Origin of the sequence: Bartonella sp. WD12.1 (genome assembly GCF_002022415.1) — a bacterium.
Taxonomy (GTDB): domain Bacteria; phylum Pseudomonadota; class Alphaproteobacteria; order Rhizobiales; family Rhizobiaceae; genus Bartonella.
This window is the reverse complement of record NZ_MUBG01000001.1, coordinates 1,021,404-1,039,801: the sequence shown is the minus strand read 5'-3', so window position 1 is coordinate 1,039,801 and position 18,398 is coordinate 1,021,404. Positions and strand designations below refer to the sequence as shown.

Genomic DNA, 18,398 nt, shown 5'->3' with positions numbered 1-18,398 from the left:
TTTATTTACTGTGCTCTGTGGAAAAAAAGCAGTGTAAAATCATAGAGATGATCTGCGAAGAAATAAATGACGTCATAAAAACTATTATTTGTATTTGTACATGTAGGTGAAGTTAATTCCAGGAGGGGATGATATTGAATATGCTTCACGTTGAAGTGTGTCAAATCATAGGTAAACACAAAGAATCTCTTTTTTATAAAATGGCTTATACAAGTGTATAGTTTGTAGAAGCAATTTCATTTAATTTTTGTCAGTAATTGTAGTTTGTAGGATATTACAATTAAGTGTTGTTTCTGAATTTAAGTTCATTTGTGATAAAATGTCTTCATAAGGTGTTTTTTGTATGAGATTTTTTCTAGAGATGTCTTTTATGTTTGTTGAATTAATCTTTAGGAAGATTTGGGGTAGAATGAATATGGATGGTATTAAGCTAGCTTAGAGGTGTATAGTGTTACAGGGACAACATTGTACTTATTTTGCGTAAATTTTCTTATTTTTAAAAAGAGTATAGTCGATTTATGAGTAAAGAGACTCCCTTTTGGAAAGTTAAAAAATTAGAAGAGATGTCCATTGTTGAGTGGGAGAGTCTCTGTGATGGTTGTGGCTTTTGTTGTTTGCATAAAGTAGAAGATGAAAGCACTGGCTATATTTATACAACTAGCGTTGCTTGCCGTCTTTTAGATATGGAAACTTGTCAGTGTCAAGATTATGCTCATCGTAAATCAATAGTTCCGGATTGTATATTATTAGATATTGCAACGGTGAAAAAAGTTCATTGGCTGCCAAAAAATTGTGCTTATCGGTTAATTAATGAAGGAAAAGACCTTCATTGGTGGCATCCGCTTATATCAGGAAATCGCCAAACAATACATCAAGCGCAATTCTCTGCACACGGGAAGATTGAAGTTCACGAAAATGAATTATCATCTGACGAGGCCTATCTTCAATATATCACCGGCATTTTATATGAGGGCCGGTGATGCAATTTTTTATGTACTGTTTTATATACGAATTAACGACGACACCTTACTTAGTCGATAGAAAATGTTACAGTAACACTGACATTATAGTTCAATTCACCGCTTGAAAAATTTGTATCTGTATAGCTTGCAAATTGTGCACTTCTGCTTAAGCGCTGTGTTGGATGAAAGCTATTATTATTTTCATTAATTTCAATGATTTTACCCAATTTTAAATTAGCTGCTTGTGTTAAAGTTTCTGCTTTTTCAATAGCTTCAGCAATAGCTTTTTGACGTGCTTCTTTATAAAAAGGTTTTGTATCAGCATTGGTAAAGGTAATGCCATGGACAGAATTAATGCCCAAAGATATTGCTTGATCAAATATTTTACCAACGTTAGCAAGATCACGGATACGCACTGTTAAAGAATTGGAAACTTCATAGAGGTTTTCGCTATTTTTTTGTTCTTGCTGTTTATCTGAGCTAGACTGATAAATAGACAAATTTGATGTTTGTAAGTCGTGTTCTTGAATGTTATTTTTTTTTAAAGAGTCTACAATATTGTTCATAAATTTATTATTGTCCGCTAATGCTTTTTGAGCGGTTTTGTCGTAAGTAACAATAGATAGATTGATAATTGCCATATCTGGTGCTGCTTGGCTTTCACCTGTTGCAGTAACTACAATAGTTGAATTTTTTATTGTGCATTCTTCTGCATGTACAGAGGATGAAGTAGTTAGTAATGTTAATACTGCTAACATAGAAACTTTAATTAAGTTAGTATTTTTTAGCTGGAAAATTATTTGTATCATATTCATTTGCACTCCTTTCATTTATAGATTTTCACTTTTCCATTTTCGGGAATCATTGTAAAGAATTAAGATACTAAAGGATAAAAAACGAGAGAAACTTAAAAAAGTGAATTATAATTCAAGCAGTCTCTTGTATCGTAAAGCATTTTAGTTTAGAGAAAAATAGTCTGTAGGGCCTGTAGCTCAATTGGTTAGAGCCAGCGGCTCATAACCGCTTGGTTGGGGGTTCGAGTCCCTCCGGGCCCACCATTCCCTTTTTTATCCCTATAAGCAGTTGATTTTATTATATTATAATATGTCTTCCGGGATCAGAAGTCATCTAGTAAGTCAAAATATCTTTTTAGAGTGAAGATTTACGTAGTTGTTTATTTTGTTGATTTTTTTGGTTCCTATCGGGCACATTTTTATAGCTTTGTGATTTATTTGATCAAGTTTTCTGGTCAGTGCTTTAACGTAAAGTGTTTGTTATATATTATTGGTTGATTACAATATTGTTCCCAATATATTCCTCTGCTATTTTCGCACAAAAATATGGAATTTTATTAAATTTCAAAAGTTTTGTGAGGGAAAGAGGATATTTTAAATAAAGCTATTAACTTTTACAGGTAGCTCATATCCAATAGACTAAGTCTTTCTTTATCATCCCTAATATATGTATTTTTATGTGTTATAAAACATCAGAATAAGATTTTGCTATCGAAGCTATAAAATAAATTACATGAATAGTTATGATATCAATGAAATGAAAGTTGAAAAATTCATAAGTATTCATTTAGTGGATATGAAACAACATATTTAGGAGCGGCGTTCTTTTTTGAATATGGTTGGAAACTGCTATTATAAAGATGAAAATAAAAAGGGTTGCTTTCTCAAGGGATGAAGCAGGTTATTTTTTAGTTAAGAATAATCGATATTATTTGCAGGATGATGATAAACTTTAATGGTGATTTAGTAATTAGTTTGGCAAAAAGTGTATTACTTATAAAGCGTGTGGGTAGAGGCTGTGAATAAGTGCGTTAGCAACCACAAAAAACACTTAATATCCTCCTCCTTCTGAGAAGGACCAAAGCAGCCATTTTTTACAAGGAGCTATTTCATACTCTAAAACTAATTGTTTTCAATAACGGGTATTGAAAATAAGAAAAATTGTATCACTACAAACAAAACTTGTTTGATTATTTTACTACAGCAAAAATTATAAAACAGCTTAAACTTTATCAATATGGTAGAAGTACAATACTACTTACTGCCCACGTTAATAAAATTTAAGCCTGATTTTATTTGCAATGAATATTACTAGCTAGCGGTCGTTTCTTTGTGCGATATGCTTCGAATAAGTAAATCGATAAACAAACTAAGAGCATAAGAGTTGGCCATATTTGCTTTCATATTGACCAGAGAAGTAATTGCCTTTGGATTAAGGCCATTGGATATACCTTGTGTCAAAAGATATTGCTGTAATTTTTCATAAGAATTTTCAATCTTTTTTTGATTTAGTGTATCGTTATGATCATTTTTGGTAAGAATATCTTCAATTGCTTCAATTTTTTTAATAAAATAATTCCAATCGAATTCACTTCTAGTGCATTCGGTGTCAAACATTTTTCCTTGTCCAGTTAAAAGCCAATTAATGTTGACTCCATACAACGTGCGATATGCTTGTAATACGCTAAGGTTAGGCTCTCTTTCTCCACGCTCATAAAAGGCGATAGAATTTTTTGTCATGCTAAAATTTTTAGCTAATGTTTCACGTGACGGATCGCCTAAAGCGAGGCGTACATGACGTAAACGTTTTCCAAATACAGTTTTTGCTTCAGTTTCAGGACGTGCCACGAATTATCTCCCTCAGTAAATCATCATGGTATGAGCTTTGTGTTGGTAAAAGCACACAATGTATGAATATCTCATTACCTAATGTCAATATTTATTGACTTTTATTCCTCTTATTTTTTTTAATATTTAATAAATATTTGGATTAAATTTTAATTTTTTGTATTTTATTATTATAAGGAATAACCTTTTTATTGGAAGAAATGTGGGCTTTTTTGATTCTTCTCTTGTTTTTTCTTGGAGAGATTCCATATAAATTTTACGATGTATATTATTTGTACTATCGATAGATGTAATCTTTCAATCTTGTGATCTTTCAATATGAGTGAGTACCAGGATAGATTAAAAAGATGAATTTTGAGGCGTGATCATGGCCCTATTAGGCTATTTTAGATGGGCTTTTTTCTTCACAATTATTGGTATTTTGGGGGGTGGATTTGTTGGTTGGTTTGAGACGGGTAGTCTCATTGGTTTTTTAAAATATTTTTTCATTTGCTGTGTTTTGGGAATTTTAGAAATTTCTCTATCTTTTGATAATTCTATTATCAATGCACGTATTCTTAAAAGAATGGACCAGCTATGGTCCCGTCGCTTTTTGACATGGGGCATTTTAATAGCAGTATTTGGTATGAGAGTTATTTTTCCATTACTGATTGTTGCTTTTGCAGCTTGGATTAGTCCAATTGCAGCAGTCAAATTGGCACTATGGGAGCCACATCAGTATGCTGAAATTTTGACAAATGCTCATGTGGGTATTGCTGCTTTTGGGGGAACTTTCCTCATGATGGTTGGTTTAAAATATTTTTTTGATCCTAACAAGGAAGTGCATTGGCTAGAATTTATAGAAAAACCAGCTCAAAAGGTTGGTTCATTTGTTGGAGTTGATATTGCTATTGTTTTGATTCTGATATTATTTTTCTCAGGGCAAATTACAACAGAAAATAAGCTGACTGTTTTACTTGCCATGCTTTATGGGCTTTTAACATTTTTAGTGGTTGAAGCAGTTAGTTCATTTTTGGATTCCCAAAAAAATACTTTAGTCACTATCGCTAAGGGAGGAGTGGGCTCATTTCTTTATTTAGAAATTCTGGATGCTAGCTTTTCTTTTGATGGTGTTATGAGTGCTTTTGCTTTTTCACATAATCTTTTTATTATTGCAATTGGTCTTGGTATCGGTGCATTTTATGTACGTGCTATAACTATCATGTTGGTTGAAACAGGAACATTGTTGCATTACCGCTATTTGGAACATGGTGCTTTTTACGCAATCTTGGTACTTGCAGTGATTATGTATATACAAATTATTATGCCGGTGCCTGAAGCATTAACAGGACTTATTGGTGTATGTATTCTTGGGGTAGCATTTTATTCCTCCATTCGCTTTAAACATAAAACATTATCTTCCGAATAATCTGTTGTTTTGAAATACAGATTCTATAAAAACTCTTCTATTTATTACTACAAAACAGGACGGGGAAGTGATTTATAATGTCATTAAGAGCTCTATGCCGGTTTCATTCATAGTTTTAAGCATCGTATTTAATGATCCATTTAGATCAATACCAGCACAAGCGTTTAGTGAAACACTCACTTTAAAGCCGCATTTTACGGCGTGAATTGCAGAAAATCCCACACAGAAATCAGTAGCCAAACCACATATAATTAATTGTGTAAAACCACGCTCTTTGAGATAACTTTGTAAGCCTGTTGGCGTTTTGTGGTCATTTTCAAAAAAAGCAGAACAACTGTCAATTTTCGGATGATAACCTTTTCGCAGGATAAGTTGTGCTTTACCAACCATGAGAGACGTATGAAATTGTGCTCCTTGTGTTCCTTGTACACAATGATCGGGCCAAAGTGTTTGAAATCCGTAGTCAAGCTTAATTGTATCATAAAGAGATCTGTGGGGATAGGAAGAAGCAAAGCTGCAATGGTTTTTTGGGTGCCAATCTTGGGTTAAAATGACATGATCAAAACGGTTTATAAGGTCATTGACGGCAGGTATAATAATATCGCTTTGTGGGATTGCAAGTGCTCCTCCTGGTAAGAAGTCATTTTGTACATCAATAACGATTAAGGCTTTTTTTTCCATAAATTTATTCCTGTGGGTGATTTTTTTTGTTGTAGCCTTTTAAAGATTGTGTTTCGTCTTAAAGTTTTGAGATGATTTGGTCAATGTTTGTGCTTATTTTGATGATTTAAACCAAAAGAGATGAATGGATCAGTTGGTACGATAATTCTTGTAATTTTGTGCTAATCTGTAACTAGATCAATATAAGTAGTGCACTGTTTAGTGATAAGCTATTTGTTGATACGAAGCTTTTATGATAATAAGGCTGGGGCGTTAGATTTTATAAATGTGTTCTCATTTTTTAATGCAGTTTTAATCACGTAAAATAATATAATGGGGATCATTTATTTTGATGATATCAAAATGATGAAACGCGGGGTGGAGGAAGGTGGCATGATGTAAAATCTGTAAAATGAGAAAATGGTGCATAGAAAATTGGCTGTCTTTTATGATTTTTGCACTAATAGATTGGTTTAATACGATAAAAGTGTAGTTTTGTATCCTGTATGGAAAAGAGAGGAGCTATTTGATAGCATAATTCAAGTATAACTTAAGAATATTTGCTTTTTGTACTTTGAGATAGTGTTTTTCTGCCTTTGAAGCGCAAAGTAGGGCTTGTGGGATTAGAAAAAATATATAAATATAAAGATAAAGCTGTTAGGGCATTATTTAAGTGTTGCTAATTGTGAAATTTAAGAAAAGCGAAATAATACTTTCGAAATTCTCATCCTTTAATTTTGCATAATATCAAAGAGAAATTTATGGCGCGTCAATTTATCTATCATATGGCTGGAGTCAATAAGGTTTACGGCAATAAGAAAATTTTGGAAAATATCCATTTATCTTTTTATCCAGATGCTAAGATTGGTATTTTAGGTCCGAATGGTGCAGGTAAGTCCACAATTTTACGTATTATGAGTGGGTTAGATAAAGAATATACAGGAGAAGCGTGGCTTTCTGAAGGAGCACGTTGTGGTTATCTTCCGCAAGAACCTGTTCTTGATCCAAGCAAGGATGTGTGGGGTAATGTGATGGAAGGGGTTTCAGATAAGCAGGCAATTTTAGATCGCTATAATGAATTGATGATGAATTACAGTGATGAAACAGCCGATGAAAGCGCTAAACTTCAGGATATTATTGATAGTCAGAATCTTTGGGATTTAGACAATCAAGTAGAAATGGCTATGGCTGCTCTTGGTTGCCCGCCAGGGGAGGAGGGTGTAACTAAACTTTCAGGTGGTGAAAGACGGCGTGTTGCGCTTTGTAAATTACTTTTGTCAAAACCTGATTTATTGCTTTTAGATGAACCAACAAATCATTTAGATGCTGAAACTACAGCTTGGCTTGAAAGGCATTTACGTGAGTATCCAGGTGCAGTACTTCTGATTACGCATGACCGTTATTTTCTCGATAATGTAACGGGTTGGATATTAGAATTAGATCGCGGTAAAGGTATCCCTTATGAGGGAAATTATTCTGCTTATTTGAATGCTAAAGCTAAACGTATGGCACAAGAGGGGCGTGAAGAAGCTGCTCGTCAACGTGCATTGTCTCGCGAAAAGGAGTGGATAGCTTCCAGTCCGAAAGCGCGCCAAGCAAAATCAAAAGCTCGTATCAGGGCTTATGATGAATTGGTTCAGGCTGCGCGTGAACGCCGTCCTGGAGATGCGCAAATTATTATACCAGTTGGAGAAAGATTGGGACAGGTTGTTATTGAAGTTGATAGTTTATCAAAAGCGTATGGTGAACGTGTATTAATCGATTCTCTTTCTTTCAAGCTTCCTGCCGGTGGAATTGTGGGCGTTATTGGTGCCAATGGTGTTGGGAAGTCTACCTTATTTAAAATGTTAACAGGGCAGGAACAGCCTGATTCAGGTACAGTACGCATCGGGGAAACGGTTCAGATGAGTTATATTGACCAGAATCGTGATGCATTGGCAGGAGATAAGACTGTTTGGGAGGAAATCTCTGGTGGAGATGACATTATTAAGTTAGGCAAATATGAAATGAATAGCCGTGCTTATTGTGGTGCATTTAACTTTAAAGGTTCAGATCAGCAGCAAAAGGTGGCGAATTTATCGGGAGGACAGCGTAATCGTGTTCATTTAGCTAAACTTTTAAAAAATGGAGGTAATGTTCTTCTTCTTGACGAACCTACAAACGATCTTGATACAGAAACATTAGGTGCGTTAGAAGATGCACTAGAAAATTTTGCTGGTTGTGCAGTTGTAATATCGCACGATCGTATGTTTCTTGATCGGTTGGCTACTCATATTTTGGCGTTTGAAGGTAATGGTCATGTGGAATGGTTTGAAGGTAATTTTGCTGAATATGAAGCTGATAAACTTCGTCGTCTTGGTCCAGATGCTATTAATCTTAAACGTGTCAATTATAAACCTCTCGCCCGTTAACACTGCTTTTCTTATATGAATACTTATACTCTTAATTTGTCAGTATAATATTTTTAGAAGATTCTAAGGCCTGTGTTTTTATTTGGCAAAGTATAAGCGCTTAATTTAATAGAGCAGGGTATTAAAAGATTTTTATTGTAATAAGCTGTTTAATTTAATTGATATAATTTACCTGTTTATTGGAATATGATTTATAAAAACTGTTTGCTATTTTAAAACTTTTACTACACTAAGTTATTGCTTATAATCTTATACTAAAAATTAAAACTACTAAAAAGAATTTTATTAACACACTTTGGAGTAAATTTGCTTCAAATTGGATCATTTTAAATATTTTTTGCCTAAATTTTTCCATTTTTATAAGACCTAAAGCTATCTTTCGTCCTTTTTTTAGCTAAGACAATGAGAATTTCTTGTTGTTTAAAATATTTTATTTCATAGTAAAACCATTGCATTAGCGATTATAATGGTTGATGTAATAAGGCAATCAGGGAGCCTCTCCCCCCTCCCCCGCGTGGATCCCTAGATTGTCTGGCCCGACTGAAAAATTCTTCAGTCGGGTTTTATTTTTTTATTTAAATTAAACTTAAATTCAGCATTACATTGGTACATATGTCATTTAGCAAGTGTAAACAGCTACTTTATAGTATGGCGTTTAATACATAAATATTTGGAGTATTTTCTAGGTGTTTATGTTTTATTTTCAATAAGATATACAGCTATTTAAAATTAAAAAAATAAAAAACATTATATGAATAATGTAATTATAGTGTGTTATAATGTTTAGGATCAAAGATGATAAAGTTTAGCTGGCGTTGTCTTGTTATTCTAATATTTCTTTTATTGTTTGTTACGGTAGCGAGTTTTTTTGTGTACCAATTTGTATTTGGTGAGGCGAACTTTTCACGCCAGACTGATACAACAGATAGCACCCTAGGAAGGGTAGTGGTATCTTCACCGGATATTCCAGTGAATCTTTTTAAGATAAGTTCTCAGCAAGAAAAGAGCATTGTTAAGCAGGCACGTCAAGATGCGATTGCTGCTGCCCTTGCGAGCGGTCAGAATAATAAACAGGCACAACAATTTGGAAAAATTGCAGCTGCAATTGCATTAGAAGCAATTTCTCATCCTCCTGTTGTTGATGTTGGTTTTTAATCATTTATCTATGATGATTTAAGAATAATCGTTTGAAGCTTATTTTAAGAGTGCTTTGTTGCGTCCTTCTCCAGAATATAAAAAGCGTAAAAAATACATTCTGAATTATTCGCTGCGTTATTGGAGATAAATGAGATAGGTAAACTGCTAAAATGTTTTTTCTATAAAATTTTAAGCTATTTATCTATTTTAGCTACGTGAGGTTAGTGTATTGTAAGCCCTCATGTGTATGAATGTAAGCCAAAAATATTTATTAGGTAATGTTTTTAGGGGGCAGCAGCATAAATTGCTTGTTAATAGGTATTGCTTATTAGTTGGTATTGAAATTATCAATATTTTTTTGCAAAATTATCTGAAAAATAGATAGAAGCTGGTCATTAAGTTGTGTTTGAAAGCAGTTAATAATATGCAATTGGAAAACTGACTTGTTAACGTATTTAAGTGTAGTTTTTTATAAGAGAGTTGGCTCTGGAAAAAAGTTTTCATGACATAAGTTTTGCTAATTGATGTTGGCTTTAAATAAAACTGATGATCTTTTCTAAGGATACTATATGTTTAATGAATAAAAGAGCATTCGTTAAAAACATTCTTAGTCGATATTGGTATTTTAAATAGTAGATTTGGCAATAATGGAGTTTTTAATATCTGTAAGCGATAAGTGATGGAGTTTTTCATCATTATTTTTGCATACAGTTAGTATTGTAGGTCTATCAAATGAATATATTGTATCACTTTTTAGCTCTTTTCTAAATGAAATACACCTTCAAGCTTTATAATTGTGATTAGATATATTTTAATGAAAAGAGAAAGAGTGCAATTTAAAAATTTTTTTAAATTGCGATCTTTTCTCTATTTTTATATTTTATGTGAAAGGACTTATACTGATATTGAAAGTTTAAGTTTAAATAGCAGTGTAATTGTTATTACTTTTAAGATATTTGTTCTTTTTTATGAAATTTTAGTCCAAAAATTACAATTTAATATAAGATTCCGATTAATTTAGCATAAGCTATTGTTAGTATTAAAAGTAACGGCCGTACGCATACAAAAATTTTTTTAGTACAATAAATTACCAGTGAGGGGGAGTTTCAAAATTAACTCTGTATAAAGATCTTTATCATTCTTAAGGCAATTTTGAATACGGGGTACATTATTGATACAAACACGTAATTTGATACAAATACGTAAATTAAATAGTGACAATAGCTGTACAATCTAAAATATAATGCCGGTCATGCTGCAAAAATGAGTTCTATTTTAGTTTAAAATATTGCTCAAAAGTTCAGTTTATTTAGCTTCATTAAAATAACACTATCGTTTTAATAATAATGAACAATTTTAATAGGATATGTAAAATATTTTTAAGGGCTATTTTCACTTTGTGAAAAATGTTTTATAAATCATCAAGTCAGTCGGCTGGGCAGCCGCGCTTGCTCAGTATTTAAGTGGCAGGTGAGGAAAGTCCGGGCTCCATGGAAAAACGGTGCCGGGTAACACCCGGCGGGGGTGACCCTAGGGAAAGTGCCACAGAAAGCAAACCGCCTATTTTTATAGGTAAGGGTGAAAGGGTGGGGTAAGAGCCCACCGCACACTCAGTAATGAGTGTGGCAAGGTAAACCCCACCGGGAGCAAGACCGAATAGAAATGACGCGCAAGCCTTAACTTGCAGCCAGTTTCCAGGTGAGTCATTTGGGTAGGTTGCACGAGGCGGGTGGTAACATCCGTCCCAGATGAATGGTTGCCATGTAGAGTGTAAACTTTACCATACAGAACCCGGCTTACAGGCCGACTGATATTTTATTATAGTATTGGCACAAGTTTTCAAAAAAATTTATGTTTAAATTGCACACTAAAAAAATGTTTTTTTAAATTATAACATTTCTTTAAATATAATGAATTAATGTGTGCATTAGGATAACTTTAACTTCATTTTCTTTTGTTGAGATAAGTGTGAAAGTTAAGGTTTTGGTTATTATGACATCATTTGCCATTGGTGGTTATTGATGCAGAAAAATATAAATCAAGATGGGTTATTTTGACAGGGCAGGGTAACGAAACTGAGCGCCATATTCCAGTATTGTTGCAGCCAGTTTTAGCTGCGCTTGTACCATTGGCTGGGGCAAAAGTAATTGATGGCACCTTTGGTGCTGGGGGGTATACGCGTGCTTTGCTTGATGCAGGTGCAGATGTTATTGCTCTTGATCGTGATCCTCATGCAATCCGTGAGGGGCAATTGCTTGTCGATCAATTTTTTCCACGTCTTTGTTTGGTGCAAATGGAGTTTTCACGGTTGGATTGTGTGGTTGAAGAAAAGGTGGATGCGGTTATTCTTGATATTGGCGTATCTTCAATGCAATTGGATGAAGCTGAACGGGGATTTTCTTTTCAAAAAGATGGTCCGCTAGATATGCGAATGGCACAGACTGGTTTTACAGCAAGCGATGTTGTTAATTGTTTAAAAGTCAATGAATTGTCACGTATATTTAAAATATTAGGTGAAGAGCGTCATGCGGGTCGAATTGCGCGGATGATTGAAAAGCGTCGTCGTATTCGTCCTTTTTTGCGTACATGTGATCTTGCTAATGCTATTGAGGTTTTAGTAGGTCGTAAACCAAATGATCATATTCATCCTGCAACACGTGTGTTTCAAGCACTTCGTATTTACGTTAATGATGAGCTTGGTGAACTTATACGAGGTTTATTTGCTGCTGAAAAAGTTTTGAAAGCAGGGGGGCGTTTAGGAGTTGTTAGTTTTCATTCTCTTGAGGATCGCATAGTAAAAAGATTTTTTTCTGCTCGTTCAGGAGAAGAGGGAAGGTCACGCTATTTTCCTGAAATAAAATCTAATCCAGCAACATTTTTGCCTTTGTTTAAAGGTGTGAAAACTGCAAATGAAGAAGAGGTACAAAAAAATCCTCGTGCACGTTCTGCAAAGTTACGTGTAGGTGTGCGTACTCAAGAAGATGTCATTAAAGCGGATATGGAATTGTTTGGTTTGGCAGAAATTACCAATTTTAAAGGTAGTAAAAAATGACAGTTTTTCGTACATTGGATGTGGTTTTAGTGACTATTATGATTTGTATGGCAGCTATTACTTATAAAGTAAAATATGATGTCCAAAAACAAATTGGTGAAACATACCGTCTTGAACGGGAGATTACAGCAGAAAAAAATATGGTAAGGCTTTTGCATGCTGAGTGGGCTGTGATGATAGAACCATCACGTATGCAAAAACTTGCAGAATATTATCAAAAAGAACTAGGTTTGGAGATAATACAACCTCGTCAGATTGTAGAATTGAAAGATATTCCAGCACGTTTATATGATCAAATTGACGAATTGATTAAGCAAAATACCTTTGATGAAGATAAGGCTCTTCTTGTTAAAAATCACGTTTCTCAGAATAATAACGTTATTCAAAAAGGTGTGCAGTAATGCGATTATTGCTCCTGTTTTCACGGAAAAAGAAATTAAACGACCAATTGAGTAATCCAGATCTTCCTATTTATCGTTCATGTTTTAACCGTTCACGATTGATTTTTTCTCTACTGTGTTTTCTTATTCTGTACAGTATTATGGCGAAGTGCCTTATTTCTTATGGACTTCAAGGTGGCCAGATTGAAGAAGCAAAAGGACCGGGAGCATTACGGCTGGCTGCTCGACCTGATATTATTGATCGTAATGGGCGTTTATTGGCAACAGATATTGAAACTTACTCACTTTTTGCCGAACCACGCCGCATTATTGATATAGATGAAACAATAGAATTGATTTCAACAGTTTTACCTCAGCTTAACTGGCAAGAAACTTATAAACGTTTAAAAAGAAAATCTCGTTTTTCTTGGGTCCAACGTGGGTTAACTCCAACACAAAAAGCACAAATTATGGCACTTGGTATTCCAGGTATTGGTTTTCGTACTGAGGTACGTCGTTTTTATCCAGGTGGGCCTATAGCTTCGCATATTCTTGGTATGGTTAATGTTGATAATCAAGGCATAGCAGGCATAGAAAAATATATTGATGATACGGGTTTGAGTGTTCTTCGAGATGCTGGTCTTGCGACTGAGGCATTGTTGAAACCAGTTCAACTTTCAATTGATATACGTGTTCAGGCAATTGTGCGTGATGAGCTTGTGAAGGGGATGGAGCGCTATAAAGCGCTTGCTGCAGGAGCTGTTATTTTAAACATCCATACCGGTGAGGTCGTTGCTATGGTATCTGTGCCTGATTTTGATCCTGGGAATCCTGTTGATGCTCTTAAAGGTGATCGCCTTAATCGGATGACAGCTGGAACTTTTGAAATGGGATCAATTATCAAAAGCTTTACTACTGCGATGGCGCTTGATTCAGAAGTTTTTCATTTAAATAGTATCATTGATGCTTCAAAACCAATTCAAGTAAGTCATAGTCGTTTTATTCGTGATTTTCATGGGAAAAATCGCTTCTTAACGCTATGGGAGGTGTTTGTTTATTCTTCTAATATTGGCTCTGCTCGAGAAGCATTAGAAATAGGGATTGATGGACATCGTGATTTTTTTAAACGTCTTGGTTTACTTGATCGTATGACAACAGAATTACCTGAGGTTGCTAGTCCTGTTTTACCGCGTCGTTGGCGGGATATAGATTCTATGACGATTTCTTTTGGTCATGGTATGGCAACAACACCATTACAAACAGCGGTAGGAACAGCTGCTTTAATGAATGGTGGCTGGCTGATTGAACCTACATTTTTAAAGCGAACTGAAGCACAAGTTTTACAACATGCTAAACAAGTGCTACACCCCCGAACTAGTCAGGATATGCGCTACCTTTATCAGTTAAATAGTGTTATTGGTTCTGGGCGTAATGCAAAGGTGGAAGGTTATCGTATTGGCGGTAAGACAGGAACAGCTGAAAAAGTTGAAAATGGAAAATATTCTAAGAGGAAGAATTTCAACAGTTTTCTTGCTGCTTTCCCTATGGATAATCCTTCTTACGTTGTTTTAACAATTGTTGATGAACCTCAGCCTGAAGAAGGCAAACACTCAGCAGTGGCAGCAATGAATGCAGCACCGATGCTTGCGAATATTATTCGTCGTTCAGCCAGTTTTCTTGGAGTAAAATCAGATTTTAAAAAAGAATATGAGCTAACTTTAAGTGCAACTAATAATTCTGCATTATTTAAGACAACGGTAAAAAATTAACATAAAGATAAGCGATCATGTTTCTTGGAGCATTATTTACAGAATGTATTGAAGATAATTGTCTTGCCTCAATTGAAATTACGGGAATAAGTTCAGATTCTCGACAAGTGTTGCCGGGTTATGTTTTTGTGGCTCTTCAAGGAAATCAAGGTGATGGCAGGCAATATGTGAACGATGCTATAGAGCGTGGTGCACGAGTAATAGTTACAAATTACAATTGTGCCCTTGAGGGGGTATGTGTTCCGGTTTTGCATGTTGTAGATGTACGCCATAGTTTGGCCATTGCAGCTGCACGTTTTTATGGTGTTCAGCCTGAAATTGTTACAGCTGTTACGGGGACAAGCGGAAAAACATCGGTTGTGTCTTTTGTTAGGCAAATTTGGAAGCATGTTGGGTTTTGTGCGGCTAGCATAGGGACGGTTGGTGTTGTTTCACCTAAGCGTAATGATTATGGTTCCCTCACAACACCTGATCCGGTAATGTTGCAGCGTTTGTTGTGTGAAATTGCTGGTGAAGGTGTTACACATGCAGTACTTGAAGCTTCTTCGCATGGTCTTGATCAGAGTCGACTTGATGGAGTGCGTTTGGCAGCGGCAGCTTTCACTAATTTAGGGCGTGATCATATGGATTATCACACGTGTGTAGAAGATTATTTGCGCGCTAAAATGAGATTGTTTGATACACTTTTGCCATGTGATGCACCCGCTATTGTTTTTGCGGATGATGTTTATTCACAAAAAGTAATTGATCATGTTACACGAGCTGGGCGCCCAGTATTAACGGTTGGACGTAAGGGGCAGTTTATTACAATTAATCGTATTGAGCATCAGCGCTTGAAACAGTGTGTTGAGTGTCGTATGGGAAACGATATTTACACATTTGATTTGCCTCTTGCGGGGGAGTTTCAAGTGACTAATGCACTTATGGCTGCAGGTTTAGCAATTGCGACAAATGTACCGCCCAGTAGTATTTTTCGCTCTTTGAAAAAATTACAAGGAGCACCTGGCCGGTTAGAGTTGGTCGGAAATACGAAAGATAATGCATTTGTTTATGTAGATTATGCTCATAAACCAGAGGCTTTAGAGCAGGTATTGCTTTCTGTTCGTCCCTTTACATTAGGGCGTTTAATTCTTGTTTTTGGTTGTGGGGGTGATCGTGATCAGGGCAAAAGACCTTTGATGGGAAAAATTGCGACAAGTAAAGCTGATATTGTTATTGTTACTGATGATAATCCTCGCACAGAAGATCCTGCAAAAATTCGAAAAGATATTTTACAAGCAGCATCAGGAGCACTGGAAATAGCAGATCGTGGTGAAGCTATTGATTATGCAGTGAGATTACTTGAAGCTGGAGATACATTGATTATTGCAGGAAAAGGTCATGAAAATGGTCAAATTATAGGAAAGATAACGTATCCTTTTTCAGATCATTTAAGAGCAGTTTCTGCTTTGAAAGAACGAAATAAATGACAGTTTTATGGGATAAACAGACACTTCTTTCTGTTATGAATGGTCTATCGATTGGATGTTTGCCAGAGACTTTCTCGGGGGTTTCTATTGATAGTAGATCTCTTATAGAGGGCGATATTTTTTTCTGTATTAAGGGTAATAGTCTAGACGGTCATGATTTTGCTGCACAAGCTTATGCAAAAGGTGCAGGAGTTCTTGTGGTTGCGCAAAATCGTTTGGCTGAAATGAAAGCATTAGCTGCTCCATTGATTGTGGTTCCCGATGTTTTAAAAGCGTTAGAAAAACTTGCGCAAGCAGCACGTGAGCGTTCAAAAGCTACAATTATAGCTGTCACAGGTTCTGTTGGAAAAACAACAACAAAAGAAGCTCTTAAACAAGCACTTAAAACTGTTGGAAAGGTTTATGCCAATCCTGGTTCTTTCAACAATTGTTGGGGTGTTCCCTTAACTTTAGCACGTATGCCTGCGAATAGTGATTATGGTATATTTGAAATTGGGATGAATCATAAAGATGAAATTCGTCCTTTGGTAAAATTAGTTCGCCCACATGTAGCTTTGATTACTCATATTTCTGCTGGACATATAGGTTTTTTCAAAAATCTTGAAGAAATTGCAGATGCAAAAGCTGAAATTTTTGAAGGACTAGATGATGAGGGTGTAGCTCTTTTAAATGCGGATAGTCATTTTTTTTCTCGTTTGGTTCAAAAAGCAGAACAATGTGGCGTAAAAAAATCTTGAGTTTTGGGGAATCGGAAAGTGCTGATTACCAGGCAAAAGAGATTCATCTTTTGACGGATTATTCTTGCATGACTATGCATTTTTCTGACCAAGATATGATCATTAAAATTGGCGCTCCTGGGCGACACATTGTACAAAATATTTTAGGTGTTTTAGCGGTTTGTGATGTTGTTGGTGCTGATTTAGCATGTGTTTCACTTGCTTTGAGTTGTTTTTCTCTTCCAAAAGGTAGAGGTAACCGCTATCGACTATCTTTACCAAATGGAGGAAAATTTCATTTAATTGATGAAAGTTATAATGCCAATCCTGCTTCTATGCGTGCTGCCCTTGATCTTCTTGCTACGGGACCAGTTGGTATACGTGGTCGGAAAATAGCAGTTTTGGGTGATATGCTTGAGTTAGGAGTTTATAGTGAAAAGCTTCATCGTGATCTGGTAAAGCCAATATGTATTTCTGGTGCCAATCCGGTTTTTTTGGTTGGAAAAGCAATGAAATTTTTAGCTAATGAGCTTTCTACTTATACCAAAGTTCATTACTCTGAACATCTTGAAGAGCTTTTACCACTTATTTTAAAAGAAATTTCAGAAGGCGATCTTATTATGATTAAATCATCTCATAGTGTTGGTCTGTCACGTATTGTTGAGGCTCTTCTTGATCGTTATAAAAAAACATCTTTATAATTTTACCGGGTTTTTTACTATGATTTTGTTACTTTCTTCGTTGAGTGATTGGCTTCCAGGCGTTAATGTTTTTCGTTATATTACTTTTCGTACTGTGTTAGCTATGCTAACATCAGGTTTAATTGTCTTTTTGTTTGGCCCTAGTATTATTGCCTCTCTTAAAGTGCGGCAAGGAAAGGGGCAACCAATTCGAGCTGATGGTCCTCAAACCCATTTTAAAAAAGCTGGAACACCTACTATGGGTGGATTAATGATTTTGAGCGGCATTGTGGTGTCGACGCTTTTGTGGTGTAATTTATCGAACATTTATCTTTGGGTATCACTGTTAGTTATGCTTTCTTTTGGGATGATTGGTTTTTATGATGATTATCTTAAAGTGACAAAACAAACAGACAAGGGGTTTTCCGGTAAAGCACGGTTGGGTTTAGAGTTTTTAATTGCGACAACTGCTTCTTTGATTATTGTAAAGGTCGGCTCACCGGGATTGGCTTTACCTTTTGTGAAAGACTATTTTATTAATTTAGGTTGGTTTTTTATTCCTTTTACTGCTTGTGTTATAGTAGGGACCGGTAATGCAGTTAATTTAACGGATGGTCTTGATGGGCTTGCTATTGTTCCTGTAATGGTCGCTGCTTTATCGTTTGCGTTAATCGCTTATCTGTCTGGTAATATAAATTTTGCTGATTATTTACAAATCCATTACGTACCTGGATCTGGGGAATTGACTGTTTTATTAGGAGCAGTTGTTGGTGCTGGTCTTGGTTTTTTATGGTTTAATGCACCTCCGGCGGCTATTTTTATGGGTGACACCGGTTCGTTGGCACTTGGGGGGTTGTTGGGTGTTGTTGCCGTAGCGACAAAGCATGAAATTGTTTTAGCTGTTGTCGGTGGGCTTTTTGTTTTAGAAACACTTTCGGTTATCATTCAAGTAGGTTGGTTTAAATTGACGAGAAAGCGTGTATTCCTTATGGCACCGATTCATCATCATTTTGAGAAAAAGGGATGGACTGAAAGCCAAGTTGTGGTACGCTTTTGGATTATTTCGATTGTTTTAGCGTTGATTGGTCTTTCAACACTTAAGTTGAGATAAG

Annotated in this window: 12 protein-coding genes, 1 tRNA gene, 1 other RNA gene and 1 pseudogene; 12 read left to right on the top strand and 3 right to left on the bottom strand. The window is 35.4% G+C overall.

The window, feature by feature from the left end; translation table 11 throughout:
• Positions 1-518 precede the first annotated feature (518 nt).
• Positions 519-980 carry a YcgN family cysteine cluster protein gene (locus tag BWD121_RS04630; protein ID WP_078663571.1) on the top strand — a complete coding sequence of 154 codons (462 nt, stop codon included), beginning with the start codon at positions 519-521 and terminating at the stop codon, positions 978-980.
• A 50-nt stretch (positions 981-1,030) separates the two neighbouring features.
• Here the strand turns inward: BWD121_RS04630 and BWD121_RS04625 are convergent, their stop codons facing one another.
• Complete coding sequence (locus BWD121_RS04625) at positions 1,031-1,771, bottom strand: SIMPL domain-containing protein (protein WP_078664072.1); 741 nt, start codon at positions 1,769-1,771, stop codon at positions 1,031-1,033.
• Positions 1,772-1,943: 172 nt separating this feature from the next.
• Here BWD121_RS04625 and BWD121_RS04620 point away from each other — a divergent pair.
• A tRNA-Ile gene (locus BWD121_RS04620) sits at positions 1,944-2,020 on the top strand.
• A 1,047-nt stretch (positions 2,021-3,067) separates the two neighbouring features.
• Here the strand turns inward: BWD121_RS04620 and BWD121_RS04615 are convergent.
• Complete coding sequence (locus BWD121_RS04615; RefSeq protein ID WP_010704001.1) at positions 3,068-3,604, bottom strand: helix-turn-helix transcriptional regulator; 537 nt, start codon at positions 3,602-3,604, stop codon at positions 3,068-3,070.
• Positions 3,605-3,971: 367 nt separating this feature from the next.
• Here BWD121_RS04615 and BWD121_RS04610 point away from each other — a divergent pair, with 367 nt between their 5' ends.
• On the top strand, positions 3,972-5,012 hold the full coding sequence (locus tag BWD121_RS04610) for a DUF475 domain-containing protein (protein WP_078663570.1): 1,041 nt from the start codon (positions 3,972-3,974) through the stop codon (positions 5,010-5,012).
• Positions 5,013-5,084: 72 nt separating this feature from the next.
• Here BWD121_RS04610 and pncA read toward each other — a convergent pair whose 3' ends face one another.
• The gene (pncA, locus tag BWD121_RS04605; RefSeq protein ID WP_078663569.1) at positions 5,085-5,693 is read right to left on the bottom strand and encodes a bifunctional nicotinamidase/pyrazinamidase; all 609 of its coding nucleotides are present in this window, start codon (positions 5,691-5,693) and stop codon (positions 5,085-5,087) included.
• Between the two features lie 740 nt (positions 5,694-6,433).
• Here pncA and ettA point away from each other — a divergent pair.
• From ettA to mraY, 9 genes and pseudogenes are all read left to right on the top strand, one after another.
• A complete protein-coding gene (gene ettA, locus BWD121_RS04600) occupies positions 6,434-8,083 on the top strand; it encodes an energy-dependent translational throttle protein EttA (RefSeq protein ID WP_078663568.1) in 1,650 nt (549 codons plus the stop codon).
• Between the two features lie 870 nt (positions 8,084-8,953).
• Positions 8,954-9,238 (top strand): hypothetical protein, encoded by a 285-nt coding sequence (locus tag BWD121_RS04595; protein WP_143245255.1) that lies wholly within the window; start codon positions 8,954-8,956, stop codon positions 9,236-9,238.
• 1,408 nt (positions 9,239-10,646) lie between these two features.
• An RNA gene (gene rnpB, locus BWD121_RS04585) (RNase P RNA component class A) lies at positions 10,647-11,035 on the top strand.
• Positions 11,036-11,273: 238 nt separating this feature from the next.
• The gene (rsmH, locus tag BWD121_RS04580; RefSeq protein ID WP_240536695.1) at positions 11,274-12,272 is read left to right on the top strand and encodes a 16S rRNA (cytosine(1402)-N(4))-methyltransferase RsmH; all 999 of its coding nucleotides are present in this window, start codon (positions 11,274-11,276) and stop codon (positions 12,270-12,272) included.
• Positions 12,269-12,673 carry a hypothetical protein gene (locus BWD121_RS04575; protein ID WP_078663564.1) on the top strand — a complete coding sequence of 135 codons (405 nt, stop codon included), beginning with the start codon at positions 12,269-12,271 and terminating at the stop codon, positions 12,671-12,673. Before rsmH ends, BWD121_RS04575 begins: the two co-directional genes overlap by 4 nt.
• Entirely contained in the window at positions 12,673-14,421 is a 1,749-nt protein-coding gene (locus BWD121_RS04570; RefSeq protein WP_078663563.1) for a penicillin-binding protein 2, read from the top strand. The genes BWD121_RS04575 and BWD121_RS04570 overlap by 1 nt, the downstream gene beginning before the upstream one ends.
• Before the next feature lie 17 nt (positions 14,422-14,438).
• On the top strand, positions 14,439-15,890 hold the full coding sequence (locus BWD121_RS04565) for a UDP-N-acetylmuramoyl-L-alanyl-D-glutamate--2,6-diaminopimelate ligase (RefSeq protein WP_078663562.1): 1,452 nt from the start codon (positions 14,439-14,441) through the stop codon (positions 15,888-15,890).
• Positions 15,887-17,307, top strand: a pseudogene (locus BWD121_RS04560) (UDP-N-acetylmuramoylalanyl-D-glutamyl-2,6-diaminopimelate--D-alanyl-D-alanine ligase). The gene BWD121_RS04565 and the pseudogene BWD121_RS04560 overlap by 4 nt, the downstream one beginning before the upstream one ends.
• Positions 17,308-17,326: 19 nt before the next feature.
• The gene (mraY, locus tag BWD121_RS04555) at positions 17,327-18,397 is read left to right on the top strand and encodes a phospho-N-acetylmuramoyl-pentapeptide-transferase (protein ID WP_078664071.1); all 1,071 of its coding nucleotides are present in this window, start codon (positions 17,327-17,329) and stop codon (positions 18,395-18,397) included.
• Position 18,398 lies beyond the last annotated feature (1 nt).